Genomic DNA, 15042 nt, shown 5'->3' on the forward strand with positions numbered 1-15042 from the left:
ATTGCATTATTCTGCTCATAAAAAAATCCGCACGCAGCGGATTTTTTTAATCTATTGGGCTTAAGCCACTTGTACTGGAATGCAGTTTGCCATGTGACTTACAGTGTTATCTGGATTTGCATAAACTAAACGTGGTTTATGTGCATTTGCTTCAGCTTCTGTGAAATCACCGAATGTCGCAATAATCATTAAATCGCCTACATCGGCCTGATGTGCTGCACCACCATTGACTGAAATGATGCCAGAACCTTCTTCACCACGAATTGCATAGGTACTGAAACGCTTACCATTAGTCACGTTCCACATGTGAATTTCTTCATATTCGCGGATACCGGCTAAATCTAATAAAAGACCATCAATTGCACATGAACCTTCATAATGAAGTTCAGCTTGAGTAACAACACAACGGTGGATTTTTGCTTTTAATAAACGAGATAGCATGGCTAGCGTCTCCTGAGTGGACCTAAGATCGTTATCTTATGGTTGAATCAATCTGAACTTGCTGGATAAGCAATCAGGCAAGCGCATTTTGCCTTTAAAATGACAGTATGGCAAGCAGCATGGTTCAACATTTTTTTGACTTATCAGTTTGGTTTGTAAGCATTGATTTGATTCATGGCAGGCTGAATCTCACCATTCACCAGCATTTTAGTGCGAGCTAATGCGTGATGGATTGCATCATCCATTAAATTTTGTTCATTGCTTGGTGCTTTGCTTAAGACATGTCCTGAAACACGTTCTTTTGAACCGGGGTGACCAATACCAATGCGTAAGCGATGGAAATTTGGACCGATATGAGGGACTATGTCACGTAAACCATTATGACCACCATGACCACCACCTGTTTTTAGGCGAATGACACCAGGGTTCATATCTAGTTCATCGTGAGCAATCAGTATTGCTTCGGGAGCAATATTGTAGAATTTTGCGAAGGGAACAACACTTTTACCAACAAGGTTCATAAAGGTTGTGGGTAATAGTAGACGGACGTCTTGACCTTCGATATTACCACGCCCACTCATTCCATTGAATTTTGGGTCTTTTTTAAGCGTAATGCCATATTGTTCTGCAAGGCGTTCAACAAACCAAAAGCCTGCATTATGGCGGGTTTGGGCATACTCAGAACCTGGGTTGCCCAAACCAACAATCAGTGAAATATTTGACACTAATTACACCAATAACACTTATGCGCGAACGAAGTCAGCGTGCATAGGCGTGTTTTTAGCTGGGTGACGTTGTAACGCTTTGATTTTAACGCTTTCAACTTTGTCGCCAACTTTGATTTCAACAACTTCTTCGAAGAAAGCGTTGTTTTCTAAAGCTTTAACAAGCTCACGAAGTTCTAAAGTAACAGCTACAGGTTCAGCAGCACCACCGTAGATGATAGCTGGAACTTGAGCAGCGTGACGAAGGCGGCGGCTCGCACCTTTCCCTTGGTTAGCTGCTTCACGCGCTTGAGCGTTTAATACGAAGTTTGCCATGATAGACATCCTTAATTTAAGTTTTAAATAAACTAGATCTGCGACCGACCTAGTGAGACAAAGCCCTGCACTGGGCAGGGCTTTTAAAATTCAGCGCTATATTATAGATAAGAATCAAACATTGCGCTAATAGATTCTTCGTTGTTAATACGACGAATTGTTTCAGCAACCATACTTGCAACTGAAACTTGGCGAATCTTACCAAGAGCTTGAGCTTCTTCAGAAAGAGGAATGGTGTCTGTAACAACCAATTCATCAATCACAGAGTTTTTCAAGTTTTCGATAGCTTTACCTGATAAAACAGGGTGAGTTGCATAAGCAACCACTTTGCGCGCACCAAATGTTTTCAATGCATCAGCAGCTTTACATAACGTACCTGCAGTATCCACCATGTCATCTACGATCACGCAGTCACGGCCTTTAACATCACCAATCAAGTGCATGACTTGTGATTCGTTTGCCTTTTGACGACGTTTGTCGATGATAGCAAGGTCAATATCGCCCATTTGTTTAGCAACAGCACGTGCACGAACGACACCGCCCACGTCAGGGGAAACCACCATGAGGTTATCATGTGATTGTTGACGAAGGTCAGCTAAAAGCGCTGGTGTACCGTAGATGTTGTCTACAGGGATATCGAAGAAACCTTGGATTTGGTCAGCGTGAAGGTCGATCATTACCACACGGTCAATTCCTACAGTTGTCAGCATATCTGCGACAACTTTTGCAGTAATTGGAACACGTGATGAACGAGGACGACGGTCTTGACGTGCATAACCGAAATAAGGAATCACTGCGGTAATACGACCAGCACTTGCACGACGCAAAGCATCAGCCATAACGAGGATTTCCATCAGGTTATCATTCGTTGGGGCACAAGTAGGTTGTACGATAAATACGTCTTTACCACGAACATTTTCAGTAATTTCGACAGCAATTTCACCGTCAGAAAATTGACCAATAGATGCAGCACCTAAAGGGATGTGCAAGTGGCTTACGACTTTTTGGGCGAATTGTGGATGTGCAGATCCACTAAAAACGACAAGATTGGGCATGAAGCACCCTTGGCGGTTGGCAATTTAGGAATTAGATGGCAGGGGTAGCTGGATTCGAACCAACGGATGCCGATATCAAAAACCGGTGCCTTACCACTTGGCGATACCCCTAATGCGGCAGAACTTTAATATTTTTGCGTCTTTCTGTCAAGGTAAATTAACAGTAGAACAGCAAAGTGTTGTTCTGTCTTTTTTGGAAAATGGCAGGGGTAGCTGGATTCGAACCAACGGATGCCGATATCAAAAACCGGTGCCTTACCACTTGGCGATACCCCTAAATTTGATTACTGTAAAATGGTAGGGGTAGCTGGATTCGAACCAACGGATGCCGATATCAAAAACCGGTGCCTTACCACTTGGCGATACCCCTAGTACAGTCATCTACAGGTGAAATAAAATGGCAGGGGTAGCTGGATTCGAACCAACGGATGCCGATATCAAAAACCGGTGCCTTACCACTTGGCGATACCCCTATCAGGTAACGTGGAAATGTCTTATTGGTGATTCATTCAAGCTGTTGACCAAGTAAGCTTTACATGGTGCATTTGCAAGAACATCATCAATGTTCATATCACTCGTTACTTCAGCAAAAACACAAGCACCTGTACCTGTAAGTTTTGCAACACCGAACTGGTCGAGATATTGCATTGCTTCATCTACTTCTGGATATAAACTTCTTGCCAAAGGCTCAAAATTATTTCCAAAATCAGATGGCTTTAACTGATAGGCGCAAAATTTAGAGCTCTTCGTGTTTCTTGTCAATGTTTTTTGTGAAAAAAGCAATTGAGTGCTGATAAAACAATCAGGTTTTAACACAATGTATTGTTTTTGATCTAAGTCTATGAATGTTAAGCGCTCACCTATACCTTCAGCCCATGCATTGCGACCATGGACAAAGATGGGAACGTCTGCGCCTAACTGAACCCCCAAGTCTGCTAGTTGCTCAGTATTTAGCCCGCACAGCCACAGTTGATTGACCACGATTAATGTCGTCGCGGCATCCGATGAACCACCACCTAAGCCTGCACCCATCGGAATATTTTTTTCAAGATGAATGGATAAACCAATAGCTGTTTGTGCATACGGCTGAAGTATCTGTGTCGCTTTATAAATCAAATTTTGACTCAAATCGACACTGTTTAAGCCTTCAATATGAATCTCTTGATCTGTACGGAGTTCAAACTCTAACCAATCACACAGATCGATCAACTGGAAAATACTTTGCAGTTCATGGTAGCCGTTTTCACGACGACCCGTAATGTGTAAAAACAAATTCAGTTTTGATGGGGCAGGGACACGGATCATAACGAGATAACTAGCGGTTTTGAATGACCATTGTAATACGGTTTTCTGCACCATTTTCAAGTGCTTGTTTTAAAATCAGCCGATTTGGCATATGGGCTTGCTCGTTATAGCTCAGCTCAACGCTCCAACCATCTTCAATGATCTGTACTGCGCGTTTGGCACTGTCACGTTGGATTTGTGCTTGAACTGTTGCGGGTTTGGCTTGAACCCAATTGACTAAATGGGTGATGGGCGCCTGCCAACCAGTTGCTGTTTTTAAAAGTTCTTCAGGAGTTTCAGCTTGGATGAGGCCAGTTTTAGCACTATTCAGGCTAACTTCACCTGGACGACCGGTAATTTGCGTCTTACCAACGCCTAAAATTCCACTGAGCTCAATATCAAACTCTTGTTGCTGTTGTACCCATGTGAAAAAAGCACTGCCTGTCTGTTCAGGCGTACGCACCCCAATTTTACCTTGTAAGCTAAAGTGTTGATCAGATTCGGTTTGTATGGTGTTTGGGTCAAGCTGTGGTTTGGTAAATTGTTGACAGCCTGTTAGTGCCAAGCTACTTGCAGCAAGTAAGCTTAAGCTCAGATTTGAGAAAATACGCATAAAAACTATGAGCTCTTTTTCAGTTGTTGGGGTAACAATAAAGTATTTAGTTGATCCAATTGAGGATCATTTGGGTGTTTTTGTTTGAGTTGTTGTAACACAGTGGAGAATTTTTGCAGATCACCGAGCATATAGACTGAACGCGCATAACGCACGCCAATGTTGACACTACCACTGATAAGGTAGGCTTTTTCTAAGACTTTGGCTGAAGTGCTAAAGTCATTTTGTAAGTAACAAATAAAGCCTAAGGTATCTAAGATGGAGGCTTGTTCAGGGGCATATTCTAAAGCATGTTCAACAAATCTACGTGCATCATCTAAGCGTCTGTTTTGCAAGGCTAAAGTGTATGCATAAGCATTGAGATAGGTTGGGCTATTGGGTTCGATACTTAACAGTTGATTCAGCAACTTTTCAAGTTTGTCTTTATCCGTGTGTGCATCCAGCATTAGCACTTCAGAATAGATCAGTTCAGGATCATCCGGTAAGTTTTTAATCGCCTCATCTAACAGTCGCATGGCTGCGGCTTTGTTATTCATGCGCTTTAAAATATCGGCTTGCGCCTGATACAAGAAGCTTGCATGTTGTGGGTAGTTCACCCGTTCTTGGGTTAAGAAGCGTAAAGCATCATTGGGTTTGTTTTGCTGAGTATAGATACTGATGAGGCTACGACGCGATACGGTATACAGACTACCATCGACTAGACGGTAGTAGGCCTTGGCTGTTTCAAAATGCTGTTTTCGTTCAGCATTCACTGCTAGATAGTAATAGGCTTCATTTTGATATTCAGCCGAATTACGTAGTTCAACCAGATATTTTTCAGCTTTTTCGTACTTCTTTAAATCAATACTGGTTAACCCCGCAATAAACAAGGCTTCTTCTTGGTTAGGCCATTTTTTAATCAGGCTCTCAAGCTTGGTTAAGGCCTCATTCGACGCATTAATTTTAATCAGATATTTGGCTTCTGCTAAACGGATATCGACATTGTCGCGGTGTTTACGACTCGATTTCGCATACCAATTACGGGTTTCTTCCTCTTGACCGAGTGCGCTGAGTAAGTTGGCTTTCATCAGGATGTAGCCTGTGACTTTTCCGCGCTTTTTTAGGGCTTTATTAATGGTGGTCAGGGCTTGTTCAAGCTGGCCATTTTGAGCCTCTAAACCTGCAATCAATGCCAAAATAGAGGGATTGTTCCGCTCCTTACTCGAACGTAACGCTTGAATGAGAATTTCTTGATCTTCAGGTTCTTCAGGGGCAATTCCCGCAAGGATTTGCTCTAAATCAGCATTGGCATCAATATTGAGAATCTTATCGAGCGTTTCAGCCGCAAGCTCATATTCATGTGCTTTGAGTGCAATATGCGACAAATAAAATAATGCTGGAACATCGGTGGGCTCTTGTACCACCCAATGCGTTGCAATGTCGAGTGCGGCATGCAAATCATTTTGTTCAAGGGCAATATTTAAAGCGCGCTGTTTAATGGTGGTGGAATTACTTTTAATCGCCAGCACAGTATAGTTGTGCAAGGCAGTCGCGCTGTCTTGGTAAGCCAGTGCAAATTCGGCAATCATACTTTGTTGAATTGCATCATAATTAGATAGCGAAAAATCTCCAGCTGCTCTAAGATGAGCACTAGATGCCATGCTACCGACGAGTAAGAATGTGGTAGAATATTGCTTAATTCTCGCGCCGCTCAGTCGGCAATGTGTTTGACGCAATTTTTCTTGATCCAAGTAATGCTTTTTATGACACCGTTATTGCACAATAGCATAAATTTAGCGAAATGATGATCTGATATGTCTTTCTTTGCATTGGGTGTCAACCATCAAACCGCCTCCGTAGAATTGCGTGAGCAAATTGCATTTAACCCTGAAAAGTTAACGCAACTGCTTGAGCAACAAGGCCAAAACCAAGACTTAAATGAAATGGTGGTGGTGTCTACGTGTAACAGAACAGAAGTGTATGCCATGTCTGAAAACTCAGATATGGTATTGAACTGGCTCGCCCAAGCAAATGGCATAGATGTTAAACAATTGTTGAATCATGTATACCGTTATGAAAATGCGCAGGCTGTGACTCACTTAATGCGTGTTGCAAGCGGTTTAGATTCACTCATGCTTGGTGAACCGCAAATTTTGGGGCAGGTTAAATCTGCACTATCTCTAGCGAAGACGGCTCATACTGTTTCTCCTCATTTAAACCGAATTTTTGAATATGCTTTCTATGCGGCGAAACGCGTCCGCTCTGAAACGGCTGTAGGTACTCACGCCGTATCGATGGGCTACGCGGTGGCTCAGCTTGCATTACAAGTGTTTAGTAAGCCTGAGAAGTTGACGGTCATGGTGGTCGCTGCGGGCGAAATGAATAGCTTAGTGGCGAAACATTTGGCTGAAATGGGAGTCGCAAAAATCCTCATTTGTAACCGTACTCGTGAACGGGCTGAAACTTTGGCTCAAGAAATAGCCCATCGTGTAGATGTTGAAATCATTGAGTTTGATCAGTTGGCCAATAACTTAGCACGTGCAGATGTCATTTCCAGTTGTACGGGAAGTTTACATCAAGTGATTCATTATCCAGATGTCAAAGCTGCTTTAAAAAAGCGTCGTTATCAACAAATGTTGATGGTCGATTTGGCTGTTCCGCGTGATATAGACCCGAAAGTGGAAAGCTTAGATGGCGTCTATTTATATGGCGTAGATGATTTGCAATCGGTGATTGATGAAAACCTTGCTCAGCGTCGTCAGGCGGCGGTTGAAGCAGAGGTGATGGTCAACCAACTAGCCACCGAGTTGGTGACCCAACAGAAGGTCAATCTCGCAGGTGAAACCATTCATGCTTACCGTCAGCAAGGTGAACAGTTAAGACAAGAAGAATTAGATCTAGCGCTGGCACGAATTGCGAAAGGGGAAATGGCGGAACGAGTAATGCAAGAGTTTGCACATCGTTTGACGCAGAAGTTGCTACATCCGACCTCGATTATGCTGCGTGAAGCAGCCAAATCTGAAGATCCGAGTCATTTTGAACAAATGCAAACGTGTTTAAATGAGACTTTTGCTAAACGTCGTAAAACTAAAAAGTAAATCTAAATATAAAAATGTAATAGGTTTAAGTAATCAGTCTTAAGCCTATTTTTTTGGTCAATTCATTCAGTTTTTGACGTAGATTGCGCGATTCGAGCAGGCTTAAAGGCGCTTTTAGTTTTTGGCGCAAATATTTTTCTTCAAGCGAGAGAGCATATTCACTGGCCAGTTTGTCGGCCATTTCAGGTGTTTTGGTCAGAACTTCAATATTGGTGCGCTGCATAATATCGGCAATCGCGTTGGCATAACGGCTACACGCACCCAGTACATAATAGGTCGCCAGTTCTTGGTCATCAGGTAAATCATCAAAGATACCATCTAAGACTTGTAGCACATGCGCTAAAAGTTCATCTTCAGGTAAATAGGCGCGTAGAGTTTCAAAGTGAATATACAAAAACGGATGATGGATCAGAACGGCGAGCGCGAAGTCTTCATCTTTGGTGCGAATATTAAAAGACAACGAGGCATCGTTGCTGACTTGAGGTGTCCAGCGACGACCAAAACCGAGTTTTTCTTTGAAGGATTGATTTAGCAAATAACGGAAAGAGCCTGTTTTTGGCAATAAGTCCGTAAGTTGACGTAACTCACTCATGACCTGACTTTTACCTTCAGGGCTGCTGATGTCATGGTTCTGCGTCAGATGTGCAAATACAAAGTCTGACAACAGTGGGGCCTGTTGGAGCAGTTTATTAAAGTTTTCAATACCTTCGCGACGAATCAGTGAGTCAGGGTCATGATCATTTGGCAGCACAAAGAACTTCAGCTCACGACCATCATTGAGTAACGGTAACGCAATCTCTAAAGTACGGCGAGCCGCTTTTTGTCCAGCCACGTCACCATCAAAGGCAATGGTAATACGGTTGTTTTGTTTAAACAGAATATTTAAGTGTTCGGTGTTACTGGCCGTTCCTAAGGTCGCCACAGCACCTGCAATCCCATACTGCTGTAGCGCAATCACATCCATATAACCTTCGACCATCAGCCAGTCTTGGGCTTTTTGTTTACGGCCTTCATATAAACCATAAAGCAATTGGTTTTTATGAAATACCTCAGAGTCTGGCGAGTTGATGTATTTAGGCTTAATTTCGTCATTTAGAGCACGACCACCGAAGCCCACGACACGACCTTTGGCATCACGAATCGGAAATATGACGCGATCCCGTAACAAGTCAAAGTCACGACCATTGTCACTGGTACGAATCAGTCCGAGTAGCTTTAAGCCTTCGATATCTTGCGGAAAGGCTTTTTCTAAGTGTTGCCAGTCCTCAGGTGCATAGCCTAAACGCCAATATGCAATGGTATCTCGGCTGAGTCCACGCTGTTTAAAGTACTGCTGAGCAGCACGACTATGCGGTAGTTGTTGCTCATAATATTGCGCAATATTTTCTAACAGGTCGTATAAGTTACCTTCCTGAACGGGGGCAGTGTTGAAGCCCTCGAAGGTATCAAAATCAGCATAACCTTCTTGGTAGTCCATGGACTGAAATTCAGCAAAAGGATCATGCTCAATCTGAAACTCAGGTTGTGCTAGAGTTGGCTCAGTTTTCTTGGCTTCTGCGACATCGACCTGTGGTTTTTGGACAGGTTTAGCTTCACGCTTATACACCAGTTTTTTTGAGTCACGGTTGTCTTTGGGAAGTTCGATGCCTGTTTGACTCGACAAATCCTTCATCACATCAATAAAGCTACGACTGTCGATGTCCATTAAAAAACGAATGGCATTACCATTGGCCTGACAACCAAAACAGTGGAAATACTGTTTGTCACGATACACGTGAAAAGATGGTGATTTTTCTTGATGGAACGGACAACAGCCTGAATAGGTGCGACCTGACTTTTTAAGTTTCACACGTTGACCAATCAGGTCGACAATGTCGGTCCGATCTAAAATTTGGTCAATGGTGTGTTGAGGAATAGCCATGTCGAATCGTCAGTCGCTGATGTTTTGAACCGTGAAAAGAAGCAGAGATGGAGGTTTTAAAATGCAAAAAACCATCGAATCTAGATTGTTTTGTATACCGTTTAAGCGTTTTGATCAAGCGGAAATCGCACAAAACAAAAGGGCAAGTATGATAACTTGCCCTTTCTAAAATAGCGAATATTTCAGAGGAATTATTCGGTTTCAGTATTGATGTTTTGATTTGTTTCAGGGCGATCGAGTAAACCGAAGCTGACACGATTGGTAAAGCTGCGTTCTGCTGTTTGTTTGGGTTGTTCGATTTTTTCTTCAGAACTGTTTTGTTCTTCACGACCAAACACACCTAAAGTCGCACGGTTGACCCAACTTGCTTCTTTACGTGCAGCGCGTAAGTTCACTTCACCATTCGATTTCACTAAATTTGGATAATTTAGTTTCAAGACATCGGTATATTGTTGCGCAGTTTGCTTGTCGCCCAATTGGTCATAGGTATAAGCAACAGTTGCTAAAGCTTCAGGCACTTGAGGGCTTTGTGGATAATGTTCAATCACCCATTGCGCACGCTCTAGTGCTGCGACCCATGCTTTACGTTTGATATTAAAACGTGCCGCATTCATTTCGCTTTCAGCTAACTCATTGCTGATAAATTTCATGCGCTGTGCGGCATCTACAGCATAAGTGCTTGAAGGATAACGACGAATAAAGTCCACGAAGTTTTGATACGCCACTTTAAGATAGCTCACATCGCGATGTGCTTGCTTTAAAGAAGTATAGCGAATCAAACCATCATAGTTTTGTTCCATATTGGCTACACCACGTACATAGTAGGCATAGTCCACGTTTGGATGCTGAGGGTTCAAACGAATGAAACGATCAGCCAGTGCAATCGCACCTTCATAATCTTTCTGCTGAAATTTCACATAGAGCAGCTCGAGTTGAGCTTGTTGCGCATATTCACCTGTAGGGTAATAGGTATCTAATGCTTCTAAGTGTTTTGCAGCGTCGGTATATTGACCACTTTGCAGTGCTTTTTCTGCTTTTTGAATATAAACCTGTTCACTCGATTGTGGACCGGTATCTACCACTTCTTTCTTGGGATTGCTGCTACAGCCTACCATTGCAGATGCAATGCCAATCGTTAGAGCAAGCATTGTCATTTTATAATGTGGTAGCGACATAAAAATTCCTCTGTTAATACGGGCAATGAGCTACAATTGCGCTATTAAATCACTTTTATTTGAATGATCAAATGGCTCAAGCACAATCTTCCGATCCAAATTTCCCTGAAACCGATTTCAATTTACTTGAAGATTCTGAGGATGCAGATAACCATACTTCAAGCTCTACTGCAACACGTTTATCGTTGCAATTTCAATTGGATGAAACTTATCTCGGACAGCGTATAGACCAAGTTGCAGCAACGATTTGGAGCGACTTTTCGCGTGAAAAACTCAAACAGTGGCTAAAAGAAGGCCATTTGTTGGTAAATGGTAACAGTGTCAAACCGAAATATAAATGTGAAGGATTTGAACTGTTAACCCTTGAAGTTGAGTTAGAAGCCCAAACTCGTAGTCTGCCTGAAGATATTCCGCTGGATATCGTCTATGAAGATGACGACATTATTGTTGTTAATAAACCTGTTGGGATGGTGGTTCACCCAGGTGCGGGCAACTCATCGGGTACGTTGGTCAATGCATTATTGCATCACTATCCAAAATCGGCAGAACTAACTCGTGCGGGATTGGTGCATCGTATTGATAAAGATACGTCAGGTTTATTGGTCGTTGCGAAAAACTTAGAAGCACAATTTTCACTCAGCAAGCAATTGGCGAAAAAAACGGTTTACCGTGTTTATGATCTGATTGTGTATGGCAATGTGATTGCTGGAGGCACGGTGGATGAACCGATTAAACGTCACCCTGTCGATCGTGTCAAAATGGCGGTATTACCAGGCGGTAAAGATGCTGTAACACACTACAACGTGAAAGAACGCTTCCAACATTTCACCCGTATTCAAGCTCGTCTTGAAACTGGACGTACGCATCAGATTCGTGTGCATTTTAGTTATATTGGTTTTGGTTTAGTTGGCGATCCTGTGTATATGCCACGTGTACGCGTACCCGCAGGTGCAACAGAACTTTTAGATGAGACTTTACGTGGTTTCAGACGCCAAGCCTTGCATGCAGCAGAGCTAGGTTTGAAACACCCTCGTACAGGTGAAGAAATGTTGTTTAAAGCGCCGTGGCCAGCAGACTTGGCGACCTTGGTCGATGTACTACGCACGGAAAACAAAGCCTACTAAGTTATAGTTGAATCATCATAAGGACCGTATATGCAATTTGTTCAAGGACTTCCGGCAGGTGTTTTTGTGGGGCAAACCCGTGTACATCATGATCGTGCTTTAGAGACCACTCAAACTGAACTACAAGGCTTTAATTTGGCTTTGCATGTACAGGATGATGTTGCACGTGTGCAACAGCATCGCATGATCTTGCTCGAAGAGTTTGCAGACTATGGGGTCGATAAAATCACATGGATGACACAAACTCACAGCACCATTTGCCGTGTAGTGAATGAGCAAATTGACTTTGATGCTCAAGAAGGGGATGGTTTGGTGACGCAGCGCCCGAAGCATGCTCTGATGATGATGACAGCCGATTGTTTGCCAGTGGTTTTAGGTAATGCGGATGGAACTGAAGTGGCCAATTTGCACGCAGGTTGGCGTGGGTTGGCGCATGGCATTATTGAAAATACCATTGCCAGCATAAACACTCAGCCGACATGGGCTTGGTTGGGCGCGGCCATTAGCCAACCTTGTTTTGAAATTGGGGCGGAAGTAAAAGAAGCCTTTTGTTCAAAGTATGCTGAGCTTGAGTCTGCTTTTCAAACAGCTGCGCAAGCTGGAAAGTATTATGCTGACTTATATGCGATCGCAAAATTCATTCTAAAACAGCACGGGGTTGAAGTAGTTTCTGGTGGTGATCAGTGTTCCTTTAGCCAGTCGAATGAGTACTTTTCTTATCGACGTCATGCCAAAACTGGGCGTATGGCGACCTTTGTGTTTATGCAATAGTTTGGGTTTCTGATCAAGTGCTTGGCTGTTTTAATCCTTGCACTTACTCCCCACTCAGCGAGTGGAAGTGTTAAACTTAACTCAATTCTTTGGTCTTAAAAGTTTCCATGTTTGTACCTGATCTTGTTTCTGCTGCACCTGTTCATGTGTGTGTGGTTTATCATAGCGCCTATGGTCATACGGCGAAAGTCGCTCAGTATATTGCACAAGGTGCAGAGCAGGCGGGTGCTGATGTGCATTTAATTTCTGTTGCTGCAGTGCAGTGGGACTTGTTAGATCAGGCCGATATTATTGTGATGGGTTGCCCAACGTATATGGGCAGTCTTACAGCAGCGCTTAAGCAGTTTATGGAAGATTCCTCTAAGCGTTGGTTAGCACGGGCTTGGCAAGGAAAACTGGCTGCAGGCTTTACCAATGGTGGGGGCTTAAGTGGCGATAAACTGGCGGTATTACAGCAGATTAATTTATTTGCTATGCAGCATGGTATGTTGTGGGCTGGTTTACCATTTATGCCGACGGGACGTAGCCAACACGATATTAATCGGATGTCGAGCTTTTTAGGTTTGATGACTCAGTCAGACAATGCCAGTGTTGAAATAACCCCACCCGAAGGTGACTTGGAAACTGCTCGAAAGTTTGGAAAATATTTGGTTGAGCTAAAAGCTGACTATTAACAGTTCTAATAATAAAAAACCTCCACATGGGAGGTTTTTTTATTATTTATGCATAATGCGGGCTTTATCACGTTGCCAGTCACGGTCTTTTTCCGTGGCACGTTTGTCATGTAGCTGTTTGCCTTTCACTAAAGCGATTTCTAATTTAGCACGTGGTCCTTTCCAATAAGCGACAAGTGGAACACATGAATAACCTTTTTGATTCACTGCGCCGAGTAGCTTATCCAGTTCACGACGGTTCAACAGTAACTTACGGGTACGGGTCGCTTCAGGAACAATGTGCGTAGATGCACTGAGTAAAGGCTGAATTTGAGCACCGAACAGGAAAGCTTCACCATTTTTAAAGGTGATATAACTCTCAGACAGCGTCATACGACCTGCACGTAATGATTTCACTTCCCAGCCTTGCAGTGACAGGCCAGCTTCAAATTTTTCTTCAATAAAATAGTCGTGACGTGCACGTTTATTCTGTGCAATCGTCCCGCTGGTATTTTTTTTAACTACAGTTGCTTTCGCCATAATCAATTACTTCCAACAATGTACCTATTGTGCCTTAAAGCAGGGTTAAGGTGAAGTTTTTTCAAATTTATGGAGTTTCTTCACCTATAAAACAAGTTTTTGCTAAAATATGGCTCTACAAAATCAACAGAGTAAAAATGGATGTCTAAAACTCGCGTCATTTACCCGGGGACTTTTGATCCAATTACCAATGGTCATATTGATTTGGTCACACGTGCATCACGTATGTTTGATGAAGTGGTGGTAGCCATTGCCATTGGTCATCATAAAAACCCTCTCTTTAGTTTAGAAGAGCGTGTGAGCTTGGCCAAAGCATCATTAAGCCATCTTGATAATGTTGAGTTTGTAGGTTTTGATGGTTTGTTGGTAAATTTCTTCCGTGAACAGAAGGCAACGGCTGTACTGCGAGGATTGCGTGCAGTGTCTGACTTTGAATACGAGTTCCAGTTAGCCAATATGAACCGTCAACTTGATTCACACTTTGAGGCAGTATTTTTAACGCCGTCAGAGCAGTATTCATTTATTTCATCGACGTTGATTCGTGAAATAGCACGTTTAAAAGGTGATGTGACAAAGTTTGTACCGCAAGCTGTAGTCGCTGCTTTTGAACGTAAACATCAACAAGGTTGGTAGCGTGTCTTTATATATAACCGATGAATGCATCAATTGTGATGTTTGTGAACCTGTGTGCCCCAATGAAGCCATTTTCATGGGGGAATTGATTTATGAAATCAATCCAGACTTATGCACAGAGTGTATCGGACATTATGATAAACCCCAGTGTCAATTGTTCTGTCCAGTGGACTGTATTCCGTTGGATCCTAATCATGCGGAAACTGAGGATGAGCTCATGGATAAATATAAAAAGCTGATTGCTCAAAAAAGCGCAAGCAATTAAGTCTAAGATTTGATACTATGCGCCTCGAAGTGAGCCAGACGATCGCTGCTGTGGAGATCTCCGTGATTGAAGCAGGGGAGGAAAGTCCGGGCTTCATAGGGCAAGGTGCCAGGTAACGCCTGGGCGGCGTGAGCCGACGGAAAGTGCAGCAGAGAGTAGACCGCCTTCATTATGGTTTCGAGCAATCGAAATCGAAGGTAAGGGTGAAAGGGTGCGGTAAGAGCGCACCGCATGGCTGGTAACAGTTCATGGCATGGTAAACCCCACCGGAAGCAAGACCAAATAGGGATCCTTTAGGCATGGCCCATGCTGGATCCGGGTAGGTCGCTTGAGCGTATGAGTGATTGTACGCCTAGAGGAATGATCGTTCTCGACAGAACCCGGCTTATCGGCTCACTTCAACAAATTTTGATCAATTAAGCGCGCAAGGTACTTGACGTACTGGTGAGA

Annotated in this window: 16 protein-coding genes, 4 tRNA genes and 1 other RNA gene; 7 read left to right on the forward strand and 14 right to left on the reverse strand. The window is 43.1% G+C overall.

What is annotated here, in order from left to right:
- Positions 1-60: 60 nt before the first annotated feature.
- The 11 genes from panD to AC4CUZ_RS08150 form a co-directional block, all read right to left on the reverse strand.
- On the reverse strand, positions 61-441 hold the full coding sequence (gene panD / locus AC4CUZ_RS08100) for an aspartate 1-decarboxylase (RefSeq protein WP_004695506.1): 381 nt from the start codon (positions 439-441) through the stop codon (positions 61-63).
- Positions 442-584: 143 nt separating this feature from the next.
- On the reverse strand, positions 585-1166 hold the full coding sequence (pth, locus tag AC4CUZ_RS08105) for an aminoacyl-tRNA hydrolase (RefSeq protein WP_004695508.1): 582 nt from the start codon (positions 1164-1166) through the stop codon (positions 585-587).
- 18 nt (positions 1167-1184) lie between these two features.
- On the reverse strand, positions 1185-1481 hold the full coding sequence (rplY, locus tag AC4CUZ_RS08110) for a 50S ribosomal protein L25 (protein WP_004695511.1): 297 nt from the start codon (positions 1479-1481) through the stop codon (positions 1185-1187).
- Between the two features lie 101 nt (positions 1482-1582).
- Positions 1583-2536, reverse strand: coding sequence for a ribose-phosphate pyrophosphokinase (locus AC4CUZ_RS08115; RefSeq protein ID WP_004695513.1), 954 nt, complete (start codon positions 2534-2536; stop codon positions 1583-1585).
- A gap of 36 nt (positions 2537-2572) precedes the next feature.
- Positions 2573-2647 (reverse strand) — tRNA-Gln (locus AC4CUZ_RS08120).
- Between the two features lie 90 nt (positions 2648-2737).
- Positions 2738-2812: transfer RNA gene (locus AC4CUZ_RS08125), tRNA-Gln, on the reverse strand.
- Positions 2813-2831: 19 nt separating this feature from the next.
- Positions 2832-2906: transfer RNA gene (locus AC4CUZ_RS08130), tRNA-Gln, on the reverse strand.
- A gap of 28 nt (positions 2907-2934) precedes the next feature.
- Positions 2935-3009 (reverse strand) — tRNA-Gln (locus AC4CUZ_RS08135).
- A 1-nt stretch (position 3010) separates the two neighbouring features.
- Positions 3011-3841 carry a 4-(cytidine 5'-diphospho)-2-C-methyl-D-erythritol kinase gene (ispE, locus tag AC4CUZ_RS08140; protein ID WP_490748061.1) on the reverse strand — a complete coding sequence of 277 codons (831 nt, stop codon included), beginning with the start codon at positions 3839-3841 and terminating at the stop codon, positions 3011-3013.
- 10 nt (positions 3842-3851) lie between these two features.
- On the reverse strand, positions 3852-4433 hold the full coding sequence (gene lolB / locus AC4CUZ_RS08145) for a lipoprotein insertase outer membrane protein LolB (protein WP_004695517.1): 582 nt from the start codon (positions 4431-4433) through the stop codon (positions 3852-3854).
- A 5-nt stretch (positions 4434-4438) separates the two neighbouring features.
- The gene (locus AC4CUZ_RS08150) at positions 4439-6148 is read right to left on the reverse strand and encodes a tetratricopeptide repeat protein (protein ID WP_078389155.1); all 1710 of its coding nucleotides are present in this window, start codon (positions 6146-6148) and stop codon (positions 4439-4441) included.
- Between the two features lie 78 nt (positions 6149-6226).
- On the opposite strand from AC4CUZ_RS08150, the gene hemA reads away from it, so the two are divergent.
- Complete coding sequence (gene hemA, locus AC4CUZ_RS08155) at positions 6227-7510, forward strand: glutamyl-tRNA reductase (protein WP_125273209.1); 1284 nt, start codon at positions 6227-6229, stop codon at positions 7508-7510.
- 25 nt (positions 7511-7535) lie between these two features.
- Here hemA and AC4CUZ_RS08160 read toward each other — a convergent pair whose 3' ends face one another.
- Both AC4CUZ_RS08160 and AC4CUZ_RS08165 read right to left on the reverse strand, forming a co-directional pair.
- Positions 7536-9431 (reverse strand): DNA primase, encoded by a 1896-nt coding sequence (locus AC4CUZ_RS08160; protein ID WP_279678638.1) that lies wholly within the window; start codon positions 9429-9431, stop codon positions 7536-7538.
- A 191-nt stretch (positions 9432-9622) separates the two neighbouring features.
- Positions 9623-10606 carry an outer membrane protein assembly factor BamD gene (locus AC4CUZ_RS08165; protein WP_419380838.1) on the reverse strand — a complete coding sequence of 328 codons (984 nt, stop codon included), beginning with the start codon at positions 10604-10606 and terminating at the stop codon, positions 9623-9625.
- A gap of 71 nt (positions 10607-10677) precedes the next feature.
- Here AC4CUZ_RS08165 and rluD point away from each other — a divergent pair, with 71 nt between their 5' ends.
- The 3 genes from rluD (at position 10678) to AC4CUZ_RS08180 (ending at position 13175) form a co-directional block, all read left to right on the forward strand.
- Positions 10678-11730, forward strand: a complete 1053-nt coding sequence (gene rluD, locus AC4CUZ_RS08170; RefSeq protein ID WP_078425306.1) for a 23S rRNA pseudouridine(1911/1915/1917) synthase RluD — start codon at positions 10678-10680, stop codon at positions 11728-11730.
- Between the two features lie 30 nt (positions 11731-11760).
- Positions 11761-12501: a peptidoglycan editing factor PgeF gene (pgeF, locus tag AC4CUZ_RS08175; RefSeq protein ID WP_490747475.1), complete on the forward strand. Its 741-nt coding sequence runs from the start codon at positions 11761-11763 to the stop codon at positions 12499-12501.
- A 107-nt stretch (positions 12502-12608) separates the two neighbouring features.
- Positions 12609-13175: a flavodoxin family protein gene (locus tag AC4CUZ_RS08180; RefSeq protein WP_490747476.1), complete on the forward strand. Its 567-nt coding sequence runs from the start codon at positions 12609-12611 to the stop codon at positions 13173-13175.
- Between the two features lie 42 nt (positions 13176-13217).
- Here the strand turns inward: AC4CUZ_RS08180 and smpB are convergent, their stop codons facing one another.
- Entirely contained in the window at positions 13218-13694 is a 477-nt protein-coding gene (smpB, locus tag AC4CUZ_RS08185) for an SsrA-binding protein SmpB (RefSeq protein ID WP_004695532.1), read from the reverse strand.
- A gap of 141 nt (positions 13695-13835) precedes the next feature.
- On the opposite strand from smpB, the gene coaD reads away from it, so the two are divergent.
- The 3 genes from coaD (at position 13836) to rnpB (ending at position 14996) form a co-directional block, all read left to right on the forward strand.
- Positions 13836-14327 (forward strand): pantetheine-phosphate adenylyltransferase, encoded by a 492-nt coding sequence (gene coaD / locus AC4CUZ_RS08190; protein WP_004695534.1) that lies wholly within the window; start codon positions 13836-13838, stop codon positions 14325-14327.
- 1 nt (position 14328) lies between these two features.
- Positions 14329-14592: a YfhL family 4Fe-4S dicluster ferredoxin gene (locus AC4CUZ_RS08195; RefSeq protein ID WP_004695536.1), complete on the forward strand. Its 264-nt coding sequence runs from the start codon at positions 14329-14331 to the stop codon at positions 14590-14592.
- A 26-nt stretch (positions 14593-14618) separates the two neighbouring features.
- Positions 14619-14996, forward strand: an RNA gene (rnpB, locus tag AC4CUZ_RS08200) — RNase P RNA component class A.
- Positions 14997-15042 lie beyond the last annotated feature (46 nt).

The organism is Acinetobacter sp. 789_lipA (assembly GCF_058242845.1).

What these genes read in the sequence shown, in the direction of transcription:
- panD (WP_004695506.1), bottom strand. Translation starts at nt 441, where the DNA reads ATGCTATCTCGTTTATTAAAAGCAAAAATCCACCGTTGTGTTGTTACT.
- rplY (WP_004695511.1), bottom strand. Translation starts at nt 1,481, where the DNA reads ATGGCAAACTTCGTATTAAACGCTCAAGCGCGTGAAGCAGCTAACCAA.
- AC4CUZ_RS08115 (WP_004695513.1), bottom strand. Translation starts at nt 2,536, where the DNA reads ATGCCCAATCTTGTCGTTTTTAGTGGATCTGCACATCCACAATTCGCC.
- ispE (WP_490748061.1), bottom strand. Translation starts at nt 3,841, where the DNA reads ATGATCCGTGTCCCTGCCCCATCAAAACTGAATTTGTTTTTACACATT.
- lolB (WP_004695517.1), bottom strand. Translation starts at nt 4,433, where the DNA reads ATGCGTATTTTCTCAAATCTGAGCTTAAGCTTACTTGCTGCAAGTAGC.
- hemA (WP_125273209.1), top strand. Translation starts at nt 6,227, where the DNA reads ATGTCTTTCTTTGCATTGGGTGTCAACCATCAAACCGCCTCCGTAGAA.
- AC4CUZ_RS08160 (WP_279678638.1), bottom strand. Translation starts at nt 9,431, where the DNA reads ATGGCTATTCCTCAACACACCATTGACCAAATTTTAGATCGGACCGAC.
- AC4CUZ_RS08165 (WP_419380838.1), bottom strand. Translation starts at nt 10,606, where the DNA reads ATGTCGCTACCACATTATAAAATGACAATGCTTGCTCTAACGATTGGC.
- rluD (WP_078425306.1), top strand. Translation starts at nt 10,678, where the DNA reads ATGGCTCAAGCACAATCTTCCGATCCAAATTTCCCTGAAACCGATTTC.
- pgeF (WP_490747475.1), top strand. Translation starts at nt 11,761, where the DNA reads ATGCAATTTGTTCAAGGACTTCCGGCAGGTGTTTTTGTGGGGCAAACC.
- AC4CUZ_RS08180 (WP_490747476.1), top strand. Translation starts at nt 12,609, where the DNA reads ATGTTTGTACCTGATCTTGTTTCTGCTGCACCTGTTCATGTGTGTGTG.
- smpB (WP_004695532.1), bottom strand. Translation starts at nt 13,694, where the DNA reads ATGGCGAAAGCAACTGTAGTTAAAAAAAATACCAGCGGGACGATTGCA.
- coaD (WP_004695534.1), top strand. Translation starts at nt 13,836, where the DNA reads ATGTCTAAAACTCGCGTCATTTACCCGGGGACTTTTGATCCAATTACC.